The 16,716-nt window shown below is 68.6% G+C and carries 21 protein-coding genes and 2 tRNA genes; 11 read left to right on the top strand and 12 right to left on the bottom strand.

Annotation, left to right across the window (positions count from 1 at the left end; all coding sequences use genetic code 11):
- Nucleotides 1-2: 2 nt before the first annotated feature.
- Together ABIE65_RS25860 and ABIE65_RS25855 are read right to left on the bottom strand one after the other, a co-directional pair.
- A complete protein-coding gene (locus tag ABIE65_RS25860; protein ID WP_354081652.1) occupies nt 3-716 on the bottom strand; it encodes an ABC transporter ATP-binding protein in 714 nt (237 codons plus the stop codon).
- A complete protein-coding gene (locus ABIE65_RS25855; RefSeq protein ID WP_354081651.1) occupies nt 713-1,528 on the bottom strand; it encodes an ABC transporter ATP-binding protein in 816 nt (271 codons plus the stop codon). The genes ABIE65_RS25860 and ABIE65_RS25855 overlap by 4 nt, the downstream gene beginning before the upstream one ends.
- A gap of 298 nt (nt 1,529-1,826) precedes the next feature.
- Between ABIE65_RS25855 and ABIE65_RS25850 the strand changes: the two genes are divergently transcribed.
- Nucleotides 1,827-2,021, top strand: coding sequence for a (2Fe-2S)-binding protein (locus ABIE65_RS25850; RefSeq protein WP_354081650.1), 195 nt, complete (start codon nt 1,827-1,829; stop codon nt 2,019-2,021).
- 87 nt (nt 2,022-2,108) lie between these two features.
- Here ABIE65_RS25850 and ychF read toward each other — a convergent pair whose 3' ends face one another.
- The 9 genes from ychF to rfaD form a co-directional block, all read right to left on the bottom strand.
- Nucleotides 2,109-3,224, bottom strand: coding sequence for a redox-regulated ATPase YchF (gene ychF / locus ABIE65_RS25845; protein WP_354081649.1), 1,116 nt, complete (start codon nt 3,222-3,224; stop codon nt 2,109-2,111).
- A gap of 31 nt (nt 3,225-3,255) precedes the next feature.
- Nucleotides 3,256-3,831, bottom strand: coding sequence for an aminoacyl-tRNA hydrolase (pth, locus tag ABIE65_RS25840; protein ID WP_354081648.1), 576 nt, complete (start codon nt 3,829-3,831; stop codon nt 3,256-3,258).
- Between the two features lie 12 nt (nt 3,832-3,843).
- The gene (locus ABIE65_RS25835; RefSeq protein ID WP_354081647.1) at nt 3,844-4,485 is read right to left on the bottom strand and encodes a 50S ribosomal protein L25/general stress protein Ctc; all 642 of its coding nucleotides are present in this window, start codon (nt 4,483-4,485) and stop codon (nt 3,844-3,846) included.
- Nucleotides 4,486-4,601: 116 nt separating this feature from the next.
- Nucleotides 4,602-5,534 (bottom strand): ribose-phosphate pyrophosphokinase, encoded by a 933-nt coding sequence (locus ABIE65_RS25830; RefSeq protein WP_354081646.1) that lies wholly within the window; start codon nt 5,532-5,534, stop codon nt 4,602-4,604.
- Between the two features lie 158 nt (nt 5,535-5,692).
- Entirely contained in the window at nt 5,693-6,577 is an 885-nt protein-coding gene (locus ABIE65_RS25825) for a hypothetical protein (RefSeq protein WP_354081645.1), read from the bottom strand.
- 81 nt (nt 6,578-6,658) lie between these two features.
- Entirely contained in the window at nt 6,659-7,426 is a 768-nt protein-coding gene (pgeF, locus tag ABIE65_RS25820; RefSeq protein ID WP_354081644.1) for a peptidoglycan editing factor PgeF, read from the bottom strand.
- On the bottom strand, nt 7,423-8,553 hold the full coding sequence (locus ABIE65_RS25815) for a class I SAM-dependent methyltransferase (protein WP_354081643.1): 1,131 nt from the start codon (nt 8,551-8,553) through the stop codon (nt 7,423-7,425). Before ABIE65_RS25815 ends, pgeF begins: the two co-directional genes overlap by 4 nt.
- Nucleotides 8,550-9,359 (bottom strand): prolipoprotein diacylglyceryl transferase, encoded by an 810-nt coding sequence (lgt, locus tag ABIE65_RS25810; RefSeq protein ID WP_354081642.1) that lies wholly within the window; start codon nt 9,357-9,359, stop codon nt 8,550-8,552. Before lgt ends, ABIE65_RS25815 begins: the two co-directional genes overlap by 4 nt.
- A 15-nt stretch (nt 9,360-9,374) precedes the next feature.
- Nucleotides 9,375-10,361: an ADP-glyceromanno-heptose 6-epimerase gene (gene rfaD, locus ABIE65_RS25805; RefSeq protein WP_354081641.1), complete on the bottom strand. Its 987-nt coding sequence runs from the start codon at nt 10,359-10,361 to the stop codon at nt 9,375-9,377.
- Nucleotides 10,362-10,494: 133 nt separating this feature from the next.
- Here rfaD and ABIE65_RS25800 point away from each other — a divergent pair, with 133 nt between their 5' ends.
- The 7 genes from ABIE65_RS25800 (at nt 10,495) to ABIE65_RS25770 (ending at nt 15,221) form a co-directional block, all read left to right on the top strand.
- Nucleotides 10,495-10,782 carry an accessory factor UbiK family protein gene (locus ABIE65_RS25800; RefSeq protein WP_354081640.1) on the top strand — a complete coding sequence of 96 codons (288 nt, stop codon included), beginning with the start codon at nt 10,495-10,497 and terminating at the stop codon, nt 10,780-10,782.
- Between the two features lie 202 nt (nt 10,783-10,984).
- The gene (locus tag ABIE65_RS25795) at nt 10,985-11,488 is read left to right on the top strand and encodes a type III secretion system chaperone family protein (RefSeq protein WP_354081639.1); all 504 of its coding nucleotides are present in this window, start codon (nt 10,985-10,987) and stop codon (nt 11,486-11,488) included.
- A 2-nt stretch (nt 11,489-11,490) separates the two neighbouring features.
- Nucleotides 11,491-12,309, top strand: a complete 819-nt coding sequence (gene proC, locus ABIE65_RS25790) for a pyrroline-5-carboxylate reductase (protein WP_354081638.1) — start codon at nt 11,491-11,493, stop codon at nt 12,307-12,309.
- Nucleotides 12,310-12,428: 119 nt separating this feature from the next.
- Nucleotides 12,429-12,911, top strand: coding sequence for an FAS1-like dehydratase domain-containing protein (locus ABIE65_RS25785; protein WP_354081637.1), 483 nt, complete (start codon nt 12,429-12,431; stop codon nt 12,909-12,911).
- A gap of 11 nt (nt 12,912-12,922) precedes the next feature.
- Complete coding sequence (locus tag ABIE65_RS25780) at nt 12,923-13,345, top strand: MaoC family dehydratase (protein WP_354081636.1); 423 nt, start codon at nt 12,923-12,925, stop codon at nt 13,343-13,345.
- A 105-nt stretch (nt 13,346-13,450) separates the two neighbouring features.
- The gene (locus ABIE65_RS25775) at nt 13,451-14,647 is read left to right on the top strand and encodes an acyl-CoA dehydrogenase family protein (protein ID WP_354081635.1); all 1,197 of its coding nucleotides are present in this window, start codon (nt 13,451-13,453) and stop codon (nt 14,645-14,647) included.
- Between the two features lie 118 nt (nt 14,648-14,765).
- Nucleotides 14,766-15,221, top strand: coding sequence for a Dps family protein (locus ABIE65_RS25770; RefSeq protein ID WP_354081634.1), 456 nt, complete (start codon nt 14,766-14,768; stop codon nt 15,219-15,221).
- Nucleotides 15,222-15,316: 95 nt separating this feature from the next.
- Here ABIE65_RS25770 and rlmB read toward each other — a convergent pair whose 3' ends face one another.
- Nucleotides 15,317-16,099, bottom strand: a complete 783-nt coding sequence (gene rlmB, locus ABIE65_RS25765) for a 23S rRNA (guanosine(2251)-2'-O)-methyltransferase RlmB (RefSeq protein ID WP_354081633.1) — start codon at nt 16,097-16,099, stop codon at nt 15,317-15,319.
- A 156-nt stretch (nt 16,100-16,255) separates the two neighbouring features.
- Between rlmB and ABIE65_RS25760 the strand changes: the two genes are divergently transcribed.
- The 3 genes from ABIE65_RS25760 to ABIE65_RS25750 all read left to right on the top strand — a co-directional run.
- Nucleotides 16,256-16,341: transfer RNA gene (locus tag ABIE65_RS25760), tRNA-Tyr, on the top strand.
- Nucleotides 16,342-16,358: 17 nt separating this feature from the next.
- Nucleotides 16,359-16,432: transfer RNA gene (locus tag ABIE65_RS25755), tRNA-Gly, on the top strand.
- A gap of 105 nt (nt 16,433-16,537) precedes the next feature.
- The coding region (locus tag ABIE65_RS25750; RefSeq protein ID WP_354081678.1) for a GTP-binding protein at nt 16,538-16,716 on the top strand (179 nt) is incomplete at its 3' end.

Raw genomic sequence — 16,716 nt, 5'->3', positions numbered from 1 at the left:
CGCTAATACCCCAGGTACGATCTGCGGACGCTCTCGTCCTCGCGGATCTCCGTCGCCGGACCCGACATCACGACGCGTCCGGTCTCGAGCAGGTACGCGTGGTCGGCCAGTTCCAACGCCAGCGACGCATTCTGTTCGACGAGCAGCATGGACACGCGGCTCTCGCGGTTGATCTGCTTCAGGATGCCGAAGAGCTCGCGAACGATCAGCGGTGCCAGGCCGAAGGACGGTTCGTCGAGCAGCATCAGCCGCGGCCGCAGCATCAGCGCCCGGCCCACCGCCAGCATCTGCTGCTCGCCGCCAGACAGTGTGCCCGCCTGTTGGGCGCGGCGCTCCTTCAGGCGCGGGAAATGGCCGTAGACGCGGTCGATGTCGTCAAGAACCTCGCGCCCGCCGCCGCGCGTAATCGCGCCGAGGCGCAGATTCTCCTCGACCGTCAGGCGCACGAAGGTGCCGCGCCCCTCCGGCACGTGCGCGATGCCCAGCCGGACCACGTCCTCGGTGGCGCGGCCGCGGATCGGCTTGCCGTCGAAGCGGATCTCGCCCGCCGTGCGGATCATGCCGCAGACGGCGCGCAGCGTCGTCGTCTTGCCGGCGCCGTTGGCGCCGAGGATGGTGGTGACCGAACCTTCGTGGAGGTCGAAGTCCAGGCCGTGCAATGCGCGGGTCTGGCCGTAGAAGGCTTCCAGGCCGCGTGTTTCCAGTAGAGCCGTCATCGGCCTTCCGTCCCGAGATAGGCGCGGATCACGTCCTCGTTCCGCTGGATCTCGGCGGGCGTGCCCTGGGCGATCTTGCGGCCGAAATCGAGCGCTACGACCCGGTCGGAGACGGCCATGACCAGGCTCATGTGATGTTCGACCAGCAGCACCGTCACGCCGCGGTCGGCGCGGATCTGCCGGATCAGGCGGCCGAGTTCGTCGACCTCCTCGTGGTTCAGCCCGCCCGCCGGCTCGTCGAGGAGCAGGAGGCGGGGGCGGCTGGTCAGTGCGCGCGCCAGTTCGACCCGCTTCTGGGTGCCGAACGGAAGCCCTGCGACCGGCAGGTGGGCGACCGCCTGGAGGTCGAGATAGTCGATCGCTTCCCACGCGGCGTCCTCGAGGGCCCGGTTCGCACGCCGCGACCAGGGCAGTCCAAGCGCATCGCTGAAGAAATCGCCGCGTGTGCGCGTGTGCCCGCCGATCATCACGTTCTGCAGGACCGTGAGCGTGCGGAACAGCGCGACGTTCTGGAACGTGCGGCCGATTCCGGCCTCGGCCATGCGGTGCGGCGAGCGCTGCAGGATCGGCTGGCCGTCGAAGACGATACGGCCCTCGTTCGGCGTGTAGAGCCGAGAGAGGCAGTTGAACATCGTCGTCTTGCCGGCCCCGTTCGGGCCGATCAGCCCGAGAACCTCATGCTCCCTGATCTCAAAGGAGACCTTGTCGAGCGCCACGATGCCGCCGAATCGGACGACCACGTCGCGTACTTCCAGCAGAGTCCGCCCCGGCGCGGCCGCGGCCGGACGCTTCAGCGGCTGGACGGTACCCATCGCGCCATCCCCATGTCGCAGAAAGGAGGGCGGACGGGGGGATGGGCGCACTGCGCACGCGCTCTCTGGACCATGTTCTCTCCCTGGATCCCCGCTGTTCGCGGGATGCCCGGTCTCTGGAGCCGGGCTTAGTTGCATCCATAGTGACGGGGAGGTGCCGCGCCCGCAACTGGCTTCGCATGGCGGCGGGCCGTCTCCGCAAGCGCGTGCACGGTCGTATTGACACTCATTCGCAGATGGCCTATCGGTCGTGCCGTTACGGACTACCCTCCGGTTCCCCTTTCCCACGGAGCCCGCGTTGTACGTCTGCATCTGCAATGCGCTGAACGAGCGCAAGGTGAGGGAGGCGATGGCCTCCTGTCCGGGCTCCGTCGCACGGATCTACAAGCATCACGGCTGCGTGCCGCAGTGCGGCAAGTGCGTGCCGGTGCTGCGCGACATGGTTCGGGAGTGCGGTTTCACGTTGACGCCGGAGCCGCTGCCGGCGGCTTAACCAAGTCGGGTGCGCGCGGCCGGGCAGGAGCGGAGAGCCCGGCCCTGAAAGCTCTCCTCCGGCGCGTATCGCGCCGGCGCGTCCGGTTCAGCCGGCGCGGCGCGAGACGTTGAAGCGGAAGTGGAACACGTCACCATCCTGGACGACGTAGTCGCGGCCTTCCTGCCGCATCTTGCCGGCGTCCTTCGCACCCTGCTCGCCCTTGCACGCGACGAAGTCGGCGTAGGCGATGGTTTCGGCACAGATGAACCCGTGCTCGAAATCGGTGTGGATCACGCCGGCCGCCTGCGGCGCCTTGCTGCCTCGGGTGAGGGTCCAGGCCCGTGCTTCCTTCGGGCCGACGGTGAAGAAGGTCAGCAGGCCCAGCAGATCGTGACCGGCGCGGATGACGCGGTTGAGGCCGGGCTCGGTGAGATCCAGGCTTTCCAGGAACTCCTGCTTGTCGGCCGGATCGGCGAGTTGCGAGACTTCGGCCTCGATGGCCGCGGAGATCACGACGTGCGCCGCGCCCTCGGCGGCGGCCTTCTCGGCGACCCGCGCCGACAGGGCGTTGCCGGATGCAGCGGATCCTTCCTCGACATTGCATACGTAGAGCACCGGCTTCGCCGTCATCAGCTGCAGCTGGTCGACGCGGGGCTGCAGCAGCGGGTCCACCTTCACGGTGCGGGCCGGGCGGCCGTCGCGCAGCGCGGCCAGGATCGGCTCCATCACCGCGACCTGCTCCTTGGCCTCGCGATCGGTTCCGCGCGCCCGCTTGACCGCTTGGTCGTAGCGCCGCTCGATGCTGTCCAGGTCGGCGAGCATCAGTTCGGTCTCGACCGTCTCGGCGTCGCGGATCGGGTCGATCGAGCCCTCGACGTGGGTGACTTCGCCGCCGTCGAAGCAGCGCAGCACGTGCGCGATGGCGTCGACCTCGCGGATGTTCGCGAGGAACTGGTTGCCCAGGCCTTCGCCGCGGCTGGCGCCGCGGACGAGGCCGGCGATGTCGACGAACTCGAGCTGGGTCGGGATGATCTTCGCCGACTTGGCGATCGCCGCCAGCGTGTCGAGGCGCGGGTCGGGAACGGACACCCGGCCGACGTTCGGCTCGATGGTGCAGAACGGATAGTTCGCCGCCTCCGCGGCCGCGGTCGCCGTCAGCGCGTTGAAGAGAGTCGACTTGCCGACGTTCGGCAGCCCGACGATGCCGCAGTTGAAGCCCATGACGTCCGAAGTCCCCGGCTGGTGCGCCGCACTAGCGCGGCGGCTGCGTGAGCAGCGCCACGCGATTCATGAAGTTGGCCGCGTCGCCCGCCGCGATCAGCGGTGCGGCGTCGGCGACGGCATCCAGCATCGCTTCCAGCCACTCCGCGTCGGCCTTGGCGAAGTCGTTGAGCACCCAGCCCGTCACGCGATCGGGATGGCCCGGATGCCCGATGCCGATGCGGACCCGCCAGTAGTCGTTGCCGAGATGGGCGTCGATGCTGCGCAGGCCGTTGTGACCGGCCGCACCGCCACCCTGCTTCACCCGCACCTTGCCGGGCGCCAGGTCAAGCTCGTCATGCATGACCACCACGTCCGGCGGCGCCAGCTTGTAGAAGCGCGCTGCGGCGCCCACGGACCGACCCGACTCGTTCATATAGGTCAGCGGCTTCAGCAGCGCGACCCGCTCGTTGCCGAGACGGCCCTCGCTGACCTCGCCCTGGAAGCGCTGCCGGAACGGCGGGAAGCCATGGCGCGAGGCGATCGCATCCATGGCCAGGAACCCGACATTGTGGCGGTGACGGGCGTATTTCGGGCCGGGATTGCCCAGTCCGACGAGAAGCCGCATCGCAGCCGACTGCTATTCCTGCTCGCTCTCGGCCTCTGCTGCCCTGGCTTCGGCCGCGTCGGCCTCCGCTTCCGCTTCCTCGTTGACGACGGTCGGCGCCGCGATCGTGGCGACGGTGAAGTCGCGGTCGGTGATCGCCGGGGTGACGCCCGACGGCAACGTCGTCGCGCTGATGTGGATGCTGTCGCCGATCTGCAGGCCCGACAGGTCGAAGTCGACCGAGTCCGGGATCTTGTCGGGATCGCAGACCAGTTCGACCTCATGCCGGACGATGTTCAGCATGCCGCCGCGCTTCAGGCCGGGGGACTGCTCTTCGTTGAGGAAGTGGACCGGCACCTCGACGGTGATCTTTTCGCCGGCGCGAACGCGCTTGAAGTCGATGTGCAGCGGCTTGTCGGAAACCGGGTGCACCTGGAGGTCCTGCGCGACCACGCGCATCGACTTGCCGTCGACCTTCAGGTCCCAAAGGTGGCTGAAGAAGCCGCCCTTGTTCATCAGCCGGATCAGCGCGCGCTCCTCGACCGTGATCATCATCGGCTGGCCGTCGCCGCCATAGACGATGCCGGGGACGCGGCCTTCGCGCCGGGCGACCCGCGCCGTGCTGGTGCCGGCGGTCCCCTTGACCGCGGCTTCGATGGTGACGACTTCGCTCATTCTTCACTACTCCTCAGGCACCGCGCCTTCGCGCGGCGCTCATATGGTCCAAAGCGTCGGATTTCGCCAGCCCCAAGCCATCGAAGGCGTTCGGACGGCGCCGGCCGCTGCATGCGTCAGTCGAACAGGCTGGAAACCGACCGCTCCTCGGAGATCCGGCGCATGGCCTCGCCCAGCAGCGGTGCGATCGTCAGCTGCCGCAGGTTGCTGGCGACCCGCACGGCTTCCGTCGCCTGGATACTGTCGGTCGTGACGAGCAACTCGATCGGCGAGGAGGCGACCCGCGCGACCGCACCGCCCGAGAGCACCCCATGCGTCACATAGGCGGAAACCGCGGTGGCCCCCGACTTGCGCAGGGCGACCGCCGCGTTGCAGAGCGTGCCGGCGGAATCGACGATGTCGTCGATCAGGATGCAGCGTCGACCCTCGACGTCGCCGATGATGTGCATGACTTCGGAGACGCCGGCGCGCTCGCGGCGCTTGTCGATGATGGCCAGGTCGCACTCCAGCCGCTTCGCCACCGCCCGGGCGCGCACGACGCCGCCGACGTCCGGCGAGACGATGACGAGATCGTCGCCGTTGTACCGTTCCTGGATGTCGCGCACGAAGACCGGCGCGGAATAGAGGTTGTCCGTCGGGATGTCGAAGAAGCCCTGGATCTGGCCGGCATGCAGGTCCATCGTCAGCACGCGGTCGGCGCCGGCGACGGTGATCAGGTTCGCCACCAGCTTCGCCGAAATCGGCGTGCGCGGCCCCGTCTTACGATCCTGGCGCGCATAACCGAAATAGGGGAGGACCGCCGTCACCCGGCGTGCCGACCCGCGACGCAGCGCGTCGAGGGTGACCAGGAGCTCCATCAGATTGTCGTTGGCCGGGAAGGACGTCGACTGGACGATGAACACGTCCTCGCCGCGCACGTTCTCCTCGATCTCGACGAAGACCTCCAGGTCGGAGAACCGCTTGATCGTGGCCGCTGTGAGCGGGAGGTTCAAATAGGCGCTGATCGCCGCGGCGAGCGGGCGATTGCTGTTTCCGGCTAGGATCTTCATCGCGGTCCCTAATCGACGCCGCCGGCCCGAAAGGATGTCGCCGCGCGAGGCGGACCTAGGGGCTTCTGCGACCTGCAGCTCATGGGATGTCGCGGTGCGGGCGGCCCCCGAACCGAGCGCGCGCAAAATAGCAACGCGGCCTTGACGTGTAAACCGGCTTAGCGCGCTGGTGTTCCGCCGGCCCTCGTTGCCGGCAGATCCTGGCGCACCAGCCGCGCGATGCCATCGGCGGCGTTGCTGGCGACGACCGGTGCCACGGGCGTCCAGCTGCTGGCGGTCGCGCCGCGCGGCACGGTGTTGGACTGCGACACGACGCCCAGTTCGCGCCCGTCCGGCCACCGCACCTGCCAACTGATCGATACCTTCTCCTGTGTATCGCCCACCGGCTCGACCAGGACGTCGCCGAAGACGATCAGGCCCTCGGCGTCGATGCCGTCGGCGACGCGCAGTCCATGGCCGCGCAGGGCGCTGCGCAACGCGTCGGCGAGGACCTCGCGGCCGTCGCTGGGCGCGCCCTCCACCGGCAGAACGGACACGACCGGGATCGCCGTCCTCGACGCTGCCGCAGGCCGGGTCAGCGGACGGCGCCCGGCCCCCGCGAGCGCTTCGTTCACCTGCCGCACGATGTTCGACAGGGCGCCGGGATTCTCCTGGACGATACGGCCGGGGGCGAGCGCCGCCGTACCCGTGAAGCTCGCGAGCGGCCGCCCTTCCGGATCCGCCAGCGTCCAGGCGATGAAGGTGGGGGTACCGGTATTGCCTGTCGCCAGGTCCGCTTGGCCGACCAGCGTCGCCTGGGCACGGCCGGCGCTCGCCGTCGTCGCGGGTATGCCCTGGGCCTGGAGTGCGCCCGTGATGGCCTTGCGCAGTTCCGCGTCGATCGCCTGCGGCAGTCCCTGGATGGGTGCCACCATAACCCCGGTCGCCGCCGGCACGGCGGCGAGGGCCTCGTCGTCCATCGACGCGAAGACGCGAGGCGTCGGATCGCAGGCCCCGAGCGCGAGCAGGCAGAGGAGGGCGAGGACGCGACCGCAGATCCGCATGTCAGATCAGGACACAGCTGGCGAGCGCACCCAGCGTCAGCATCGCGAAGAACAGGATGAGATGCGGCATGCGGGTCCTGCCTAACCGTCCAGCACGATCGCCGACACGCCTCGGCCGTAATCCGGCTCGCCGCGCAGGCAGGAGCGCCGATAGCTGAAGAAGCGGTTCTCGTCGGCGCAGGTGTCGGCCGTGACCACGTCGACGCCCGCCAGAGCGAGGCGATCCAGGCGCTCGCCGACATAGCGCGGCAGGTCGAACATGTGATGCCCCGGTTTCGCCGAGGTCGTGAAGAACCGCGCATTGGAAGGATCGGCCTCGACGAACCGGGCGCGGAACTCGGGCCCAACCTCGTAGGACGCCGGCCCGATCGCCGGGCCGACGACGGCACGAATGCGGTCGCGCCGGGCGCCCAGGCCGCACATGGCGGCAACGGTCGCCTCGACGATGCCGCCCAGTGCGCCCTTCCATCCGGCGTGGGCGGCTGCGACGACGCCGGCATCCGGCTCGGCGAACAGCACCGGGGCGCAGTCGGCGGCCAGTGCACCCACGACGACCCCGGGGGTCGAGGTCACCAGGCCGTCGGCGCTCGGCGGGCTATCCGCTTCCCATGGCCGGTCGACGACCAGGACCTTGTCACTGTGTATCTGATAGGCCGTCGTGAGCGAATCGCGCGGTGCTCCCAGGCTGGCGGCGACGCGCCGCCGGTTCTCGACTACCGCGTCACGGTCGTCGGCGGAGCCCAGGCCACAGTTCAACGAACCATAGAGTCCTTCGCTCACGCCGCCCTGGCGGGTGAAGAACCCGTGGCGTACGCGGGGACTCTCGGAGAGCAGATCGACCGCGATCACCTTGCTTCGCCTCCCTGGGATGGACCTGCGCCCGTCGGTGCCGTCAGCTCGAACCCGGCGGGCGTCGTCTGACCGGGGGCGATGACCGCCAGCGCCTTGAACAAGGTGCCCATCTCGCCCGGTGCGATCAAGCGGCGGCACGCGGCTTCGACCTGTGCAGCCTTGGCCGGTGCCGCCCGTGCCAGCGTCGCCGCGCGTGTCTCTATGCCGAGACGGCGCAAGAGCGTGCCCTGATCGACGGGACCCAGGACGGTCGCGCCCGCCTCGCCGGCGGCGCGTGCGACGGCTTCGAAATCGACATGGGCGGTTATGTCGGCCTCCCCGGCGGCCTCCAGCACGGGCACGTGACGGTGATTGCGCACCGCCTGGAGCGTGTCGCCCGCGGCGCTGCGGGCATGGCCGTAGTCGACGAACAGCGCAGCACCGCCGGCTGCTCGAATGCGGGCCGCCACCGTCCCGGCCAGTGCGATCGCCGGTGGGCAGAGTTCCGCGACTGCGCCCAGGGGGGCTCCCGAGGCCGCCGGCGACAGCGCGTCGGCCAGTGGGGAGCGGCCGGGGGCTACCGTGAAATGGAACGCGCCGTCGTGCCAGCCGATCATCCGCTCGTGCCAGCCCGCCGGCATCCGCACGAACTGCCGAATCGGCAAGGCGTCGAGGAACTCGTTGGCGAGCAGCAGCATCGGGGCCGGCGGCACGCTCTCGACCCCGTCATGCCAGGCGACGGGAACTTCAACCGTGGCGAGGGTGGCGCGCTGCGCCGCGCGGAGGGGCGGGCTCGTCTCGACCAGATGTACCGAAAGCGCGGCCAGGAAGCCGGGCACGCCGCGTGCCGCGCGCAGCGCATCGCTCATCAGCGTCCCGCGCCCCGGCCCCAGTTCGACCAACGCCACCTTCGCGGGCCGACCCATCGCGAGCCACCGCTCGGCGCACCACAGGCCGAGCAGTTCCCCGAACATCTGGCTGATCTCGGGTGCAGTGACGAAGTCACCGGCGGTGCCGAACGGGTCGCGACGCATGTAGTAGCCGTGGCGCGGATGGCCGAGCGCCTCGGCCATGAACGCGGCGACCGTGATCGGTCCCTGCTGCGCGATCCGCCGGCGCAGCAGGTCTGCCAGCGGCGTGGTCACCCCGGCACGGGGTTGTGCCGCCGCGCGCGCACGATCAGGAACAGGCCGGCGAGCAGCAGCGGCACGGACAGGATCTGCCCCATCGTGACGCCGCCGGCCAGGAAGCCGATGAAGGCGTCCGGCTGGCGGAAGAACTCAGCCGTCATCCGCGCGAGCGCGTAGCCGGCGAGAAAGACACCGCCGAGGCAGCCGGGCCGTTCGCGGATCGCGCGATTGCGCGACAGGGCGAAGAGCAGCACGAAGAGCACGATACCCTCCAGTGCGGCCTCGTAGAGCTGGCTCGGATGGCGGGGCACCTGCTGCGGATCATTCGGGAAGACGAACGCCCATGGCACGTCCGCGGGCCGGCCCCAGAGTTCGCTGTTCACGAAATTCGCCACGCGGCCGAGAAAGATGCCGATCGGTGCAGCGCAGGCGATCGCATCGCCGACGCGCAGCGGATGCAGGGCGTTGCGGCGCGAGAACAACCAGCCTGCGATCAGCACGCCGAGCAGGCCGCCATGGAAGGACATGCCGCCGTGCCAGACCGCGAGCGCCTCAAGCGGATGCCCGAGATAATAGCCCGGCTGGTAGAACAGCACGTAGCCGAGGCGGCCGCCCAGGATTACCCCCAGCGTCACCCAGACGAGCAGGTCGTCCACCTGCTCGCGCGACATGATCGTCGGCGGCAGGGCGGAGAGATGGCGCACGTAACGCCAGCCGATCATCAGCCCGCAGATATAGGCGAGTGCGTACCAGCGGATGGCGAACGGTCCGATCTCGACCAGGACCGGATCGATCATCGGAAAGGGGAGGGCGAGGGCCATGAGTTCCGGTTCTGGTCAGCGGTAGGTGTCCGGAGCGGAGAGGAAGTCGCGGACATACCGCCCCACGCCGTCTTCCAGGCTGGTGAACGGCCGATCGAATCCGGCCGCGCGCAGGCGCTCCGTGCGTGCCTGCGTGAAATACTGGTACCGGCCGCGCAGCGCCTGCGGCATGTCGACATACTCTATGTTCGGCGGACGGTCGAGCGCGGCGAAGACGGCACCCGCGAGGTCGGCGAAGCTGCGGGCGGTGCCGGTGCCCACGTTGAACAGGCCACTCACGGCGGGATCGTCGAGCAGCCAGAGCATCACGTCGACGCAGTCCTCGACCCAGATGAAGTCGCGTAACTGCCCGCCGTCTGCGACGTCGGGCCTGTCCGAACGGAACAGCCGGACCGGTTCGCCAGCGGCGATCTGTTCATAGGCCTGGACCACGACGGAGCGCATCCCCTCCTTGTGGTACTCGTTCGGACCGTAGACGTTGAAGAACTTCAGGCCGGCCCACTGCGCGGGCTTGGCGTCGCCGCGCCCGGTCAGCCGAACGAAGCGGCGATCGGCCGCCAGCTTGCTCCACGCATAGCCGTTCAGCGGACGCAGCCGGCCCAGCGCTTCCGGCGACGGATCGTCGTCGAAGCCCTGGGTGCCGTCGCCGTAGGTGGCCGCCGACGAGGCATAGACGAAGCGCACGCCGTGCTCGGCACACCACTGCCAGAGGGCGAGGGTCGGGGCGAGGTTGCAGTCGACGAGGCGGTCGGCGTCGGTCTCGCGCGTGTCGCTGATCGCACCCAGATGGAAGACCAGCCTCACTTCCTCCGCATGCGCGGCGAGGAAGTCGAAGAGCCGTTCCGGCGGGAGGATGTCGGCGATCTCGCGCTTGGCGATGTTCCGCCACTTGCCGCCGCTCCCCAGCCGGTCGCAGACGACGAGATCGCGTTCGCCGCGCGCTTCCAGCGCCGCCAGCAGGTTGGACCCGATGAAGCCGGCACCTCCGGTGACGACGATCATGCGCGGAGCACCTTGATCAAGGAAACAGGGCCGGGACCGCGGCCGCCGACCGACGATAGAGTGGCTGTGCCGCGTTGCGCCCGTAGCCGCGGATACCCAAATCCAGCCGAAGGCTAGAGCGAGGGCTTCGACGATGCAAACCAACAACCGGTTCTTCGACGACATCGCGCGGGTCGCCAACGGCGCGATGGGTGCCGCGGCAGGGCTGCGCACCGAGGTCGAAGCTCTGGTGCGCGATCGCATGCAGCGCCTGCTCGCCGACATGGACCTGGTGCGGCGCGAGGAGTTCGAAGTCGTCAAGGCGATGGCGGCGAAGGCGCGCAGCGAGCAGGAAGACCTCGCGGCGCGTGTCGCCGCGCTTGAGGAGGCCCTGGCGCAGAAGGCGGCTGCCGCATCCGAGGATCGTGCGCCCACCAGGTGAAACCGCAGCCCCTGGGGTGGCGGCTGCGCAGGAACACAATATATCGGATCGCGCTTGCGTGTGATTCGGGCTTTTGGCACGCTACTGCCGTGGTGTTTCGGCCGGGATCGCGTATGAGGTCCCGAATCGGGCTCAGCCGCAGCGTGACAGGGGCGCCGCCGGCGCCGAAACCGTCCGAACATGTGCCCAGGGGGGCAATGGCATGAGGGAACTCCTCGCCGAGTCGACAGGTGTCCCGGCCAATCCGCTGGACCTGATCGAGGAGATCGTGACGTCCAACGACTGGGCGTTCGACCGGACCAGCGACAACGAATTGGTTGCCGGGATTCGCGGCCGCTGGACCGAATACGACCTCTTCTTCGCGTGGCGCGAGGAGATGAGTCTCCTGCAGTTCTGCTGTGCCTGCGAGATGGCGGTGGCCGCGCCGCGCCGGGCGCCCGTCAACGAACTCCTCTCGATCGCCAACGACAAGCTTTGGCTCGGCCATTTCGCCGTCGTGCCCGAGGACAATCTCCTGACCTTCCGCCATGCGATCCTGCTCCGCGGCGCGCGCGGCGCCAGCGTCGAGCAGCTGGAGGATCTGGTCGACCTCGCCATCGCCGAGAGCGATCGCTTCTACCCTGCCTTCCAGTTCTGCATCTGGGGCGGAAAATCGCCGCGCGATGCGATCACGGCGGCGATGCTGCAGCCTGTGGGAGAAGCGTGATCATGGCGGTCGGTGCGAAGATGCTGCTCGTCGGCTGCGGCAAGATGGGCGGGGCCATGCTGACAGGCTGGCTCGAACGGCGGATCGTCGAGCAGGTCGTGGTCGTGGAGCCTGCCGCCGCTTCGGTCGCGGGCTTCCGCGACAAGCCGGGTGTCTTCCTGTCCAAGGGAATCGAGGGGGTGGCGCCGCACTTCCAGCCGGACATCGTGGTGTTTGCGGTGAAGCCGCAGTCGATGGACGAGGTGGTGCCGGACTATGGGCGCTTCGTCCGGCCGCAGACCGTCTTCCTCAGCATTGCCGCGGGCAAGCCCGTCGGGTCGTTCGCAGCCCATCTCGGCAGCCGCGCCGCCATCATCCGCGCGATGCCCAATACGCCGGCGGCGGTGGGGCGGGGGATCACGGTCCTCTTCGCCAACCGAAACGTTTCGCCCGAGCAGATGGCGCTCAGCCAGCAGTTGCTCGAAGCCGTCGGCGAGGTCGCCTGGATCGGCGACGAAGCGCTGATGGACGCCGTCACGGCCGTGTCCGGTAGCGGCCCCGCTTACGTGTTTCTGCTGATCGAGGGGCTCGCCGCCGCCGGCGTCAAGGCGGGCCTGTCGCCGGACCTGGCGGCCAAGCTCGCGCGGGCCACCGTATCGGGCTCGGGCGAACTGGCGCGCCTGTCGCCCGAGCCGGCCGACGTGCTGCGCAGGAACGTGACCAGTCCCGGCGGGACGACGGCCGCCGCCCTAGAGGTCTTGATGGCCCCTGATGGGCTCCAGCCGCTCCTCGATGCGGCCGTGGAAGCCGCGACGCGCCGCTCGCGCGAACTGGCCGGCTGAGCGACGGCCGTCTCGGCGTCGTGGGTCCCGAGTCCCCCTGTTTCGGTCCTCGGGGTGCGAGGGTATGCTGCCTCCGCGGGCCGCCTTCCGGCGGCCGTTCATAAGGAGGAGGAGCCCCGTTGGCCAAGATAACCTTCCCGGTGGAAGCCTCGCACATCATGATGTTCGCGCGTGCGATCGGCGACGAGAACCCGGCCTACCACGACGCCGAGAAGGCGAAGCAGACCGATGCCGGCGGCATCGTCGTACCGCCGACTTTTCCCCAGGCTGTCGCCCAGTTCGACCCCGACTATCATCTGCGGCCGAAGCCGGGGCAGCCCTGGTTCGGGTCCGGCAAGACGCCGAGCGGCATCGAGGGCAAGCCGGCGTCCAGCGGCGGCCTGCATGCCGAGCAGCATTTCGAGTTCCACCGCCAGGTCCGTCCGGGCGACGTGCTGACCGTCGAGACGAAGCCCGGCAAGACCTGGGAGAAGGAGAGCAAGCGCGCCGGCAAGCTCACCTTCCGCGAGCGGATCACCGAGTATCGCGATCAGAACGGCGAACTCGTCGTCACCGCGCGGGGCGTCGGCGTGACGACCGAGCGTCCGGTGGACCAGGGCTGAGGGGACGGACGATGGCACTCAAGGCGAGCAAGCTTAAGGTCGGCGATACGCACGAAGAGCGCGTCGTGGAGAACCTGTCGCGCACCCAGATCGTCCAGTACGCCGGTGCGTCGGGCGACTACAACCCGCTGCACACCGACGAGATCTATACGGTCCAGGCGGCAGGATATCCCAGCGTCTTTGCGCACGGGATGCTCACCATGGGCCTGACCGGCAAGATGCTGACCAACTATGTCGGCGCCGGCCGGGTAATCAAGTACGGCGTCCGCTTCACCAATCAGGTCTGGCCGGGCGACACCCTCGACGCGAAGGCGACCGTGGCGGAGATCCGTGAGGAGGGCGGCAAGCATTATGCCGACCTGACGATCTCGACCACCAATCAGGACGGCAAGGAAGTCGTCAGCGGCACGGCGACGGCGCTCATCGACGCCTGACACCTCCGCCGAAGCCGGGTAGGACGGCCGCGCCCCGGAAGCCGATGCGTCGCACCGGGGCGTTCCGCCCGCTCTCGCCGGGCCTTCTGCGGCAAGGGGGACGATATGGACATCAGCCTTTCGCCCGAGGTCGAAGCGTTTCGCGCCGAGGTGCGCGCCTGGGTGCGCGACAACCTGCCGCGCGACATCTGGGAGAAGGTCGACCGCGGCATCGAACTCACGCGCGACGACAATGTTCGCTGGATGCGCATCCTCTCCGAGAAGGGGTGGGTCGCGACGAACTGGGACAAGGCCGACGGCGGTCCCGGTTTCACCACCGAGCAGAAATACGTCTTCGAGGAGGAACTTTTCCTCGCCGGTGCGCCGCGCATCATCCACTACGGCACGCGCATGGTCGGTCCCGTGCTCCTGGCCTTCGGCACGGAGGACCAGAAGCGGCGCTACCTGCCGAAGATCCTGTCGAGCGAAGAGATCTGGTGCCAGGGCTATTCCGAGCCCGGCTCGGGCTCGGACCTGGCCTCGCTGCAGATGAAGGCGGTGCGGGACGGCGATCATTATGTGGTCAGCGGCACCAAGATCTGGACCACCCAGGCCCATTGCGCCGACCGCATGTTCGCTCTGGTGCGCACCTCGACGGAGCCCAAGAAGCAGGACGGCATCACCTGCCTGCTGATCGACCTGAAGGCGCCAGGCGTCACCGTCCGGCCGATCATCACCCTCGACGGTCGGCACATCTTCAACCAGGAATTCTTCGACGACGTACGGGTGCCCGTGGCCGATCGCGTCGGTGAGGAGGGGCAGGGGTGGCGGGTCGCCAAGTACCTGCTCGGGCACGAGCGGTCCAACGGCTCGTTCGTATCGATCGGCAAGCGACTGCTGGCAAAGCTGAAGGCGATCGCCGCCGCCGAGCGCCGTGACGGCGCGCGGCTGATCGACGATCCGGCGTTCCGCCGCAAGGTCGCCGAGTCGGAACAGGAACTCGGCGTGCTGGAGTTCACGTCGTGGCGGACGCTCGCCAGCGCATCCGCCGATCGCCCCGTGGGGCCGGAGGCTTCCGTACTGAAGACCCGGACGGCCGACACGCTGAAGCAGATCAACGAACTGATGATGGAGGCCGGGGCCTACTACGCGCAGCCGTTCGAGCCGAGCGCTATCCGCGGCGGCTGGAACGGCGAGCCGGTGGGGCCGGACTATCTCTTCAGGATGGCGCCGGAATATTTCGAATCGCGCGCGCGCTCGATCGCCGGCGGGTCGAACGAGGTTCAGAAGAGCATTCTGGCGAAGGCGGTTCTCGGTCTCTGACGAACGGTCGGGGCTGTGACCGGATGTCGCGGTAACCGGCGCGTGAACCACAATGGCGTAGCGACGTTGATTGAGTCCGAGTTTGATGTTTAGAGCCGTTCTAAACTAGGAGAGCCAGATGGCTAAGGGCAAGAACACCGCGGATGTCGTGAAGGGCCTCGAACGGGCCGTGGCCAACGCGTACGCACTGACGATCAAGACGCACGCCTATCACTGGAACGTGCAGGGCCCGAACTTCTACGGCCTGCACAAGATGCTGCAGGAGCAGTACGAGGAACTCTTCCCGGCCATCGACGAGATCGCCGAGCGGATGCGGGCCCTCGGCAGCTACGCGCCCGGCGGGCTCGACAGCTTCAAGAAGCTCACCGACCTGTCGGAGCCGAAGCCGGGTGGCACCGATTGGAAGGAGATGGTGGCCGACCTGATCGCCAGCCGGAAGGCGATCATCGAACAGGAGCGCAGCGTCATGGACGCGGCCGACGAGGTGGACGACCAGACCACCGCCGACCTGATGGCCGAGCGCATCGGCAAGCATCAGGAAGCCATCTGGATGATGGAATCCCTGCTGAAGTAAGGCTCCGGCCCTTCTTGGCTCGACGACGCCCTCCCTCGCGGGAGGGCGTTTTCGTTGGGACTGGCCGTCGGCCCGTGCGGCCGGCCCTGCGCCGCTCAGCCCGCACCGGTCTGCCGGCGCCACTCGTAGAGCGACACGGCCGCCGCCGCGGAGACGTTCAGGCTCTCCATCTCCGGCAGGATGGGGATGCGGACCAGCAGGTCGCAGGTCTCGCGCGTCAGGCGACGCATGCCTTCGCCTTCCGCGCCCAGGACCAGCGCGGTGCGGCCGCGCATGTCGTGCGCAGCAATGTCGCCGGTCGCCTCGCCCGCGAGCCCGAGACACCAGAAGCCCCCCGCCTTGAGCGTTTCCAGCGCCCGCTTCAGGTTGACCACACGGATCAGCGGCATGGTCTCCAGTGCGCCTGCCGCCGCCTTCGCCAGTGCGCCGCCCGCCTCGGGAGAGCCGTTCTCCGGCACGACGACCGCCGTGGCGCCGAACGCCGTCGCGCTCCGCAGCACGGCGCCGACATTCTGTGGATCCGTGACCTGGTCCAGGACGACGACCAGCGTGTGCGGCCGGTCCTGCGCCATGTCGACCGCATCCTCGATGCCGAGTGCCGGCAGCGCCTCGACCTCCGCCGCTATGCCCTGATGGACCGCGCCCCGCGGGAGATGCCGTTCGATCCCCGCCTTGTCCGACTCCGTGATCGTGACGCCGGCCGCACCGGCGGCGCGTGCCTCGGCCGCCGCTTCGGGCAGGGCGAGAATACGCCGCACGCGCCGTCGCGGGTTTCGCAGCGCGGCCGCAACGGCGTGGGTACCGTACAGCCAGAGCAGCCCCCTCTCCTGCGCTCTCGGCTTGTTTCGGGTGTGGTCCTCGGTCTTGCGCTTCGCCATCCGCTTCTCTATGTTCCGCTCGCTTTGCCGGGGCGGTCCGTCGGCCCATCCTCAAAAGGGACGGGAAGATGGCCGCTCTCGGCATTTTCGCATTGCCTGTTGAGACATCGTCTTTTAGACCTTTCCGCCCTTGTGGCGTAAGGGCACAGGGACGGCGGAGGGGTGCCCGAGTGGCTAAAGGGGGCGGACTGTAAATCCGCTGGCGTACGCCTACGTTGGTTCGAATCCAACCCCCTCCACCAAATCTCGCGCCTGGCGTGCGGGTGTAGCTCAATGGTAGAGCCCCAGCCTTCCAAGCTGGTTGTGCGGGTTCGATTCCCGTCACCCGCTCCAGGCGCCGGCCGTAGCGGTCGGCGGGGTGAGTGTCGAGTTGAATGGTAGCGGCGGCCGTTCGCCGCGGGATCTGTGTCCGTAGACGCGTCGAGAAGAGTACGAGCCATGGCGAAGGCAAAGTTCGAGCGGAACAAGCCGCACTGCAACATCGGAACGATCGGCCATGTCGACCATGGCAAGACGTCGCTAACGGCCGCGATCACGAAGATCCTGGCCGAGACGGGCGGTGCGAAGTTCACGGCGTACGACCAGATCGACAAGGCGCCTGAAGAGAAGGCGCGCGG

Origin of the sequence: Constrictibacter sp. MBR-5 (assembly GCF_040549485.1) — a bacterium.
Taxonomy (GTDB): domain Bacteria; phylum Pseudomonadota; class Alphaproteobacteria; order JAJUGE01; family JAJUGE01; genus Constrictibacter.
Note: the sequence above shows the minus strand (reverse complement) of the source record. Positions and strands in the feature narration are given on the sequence as shown.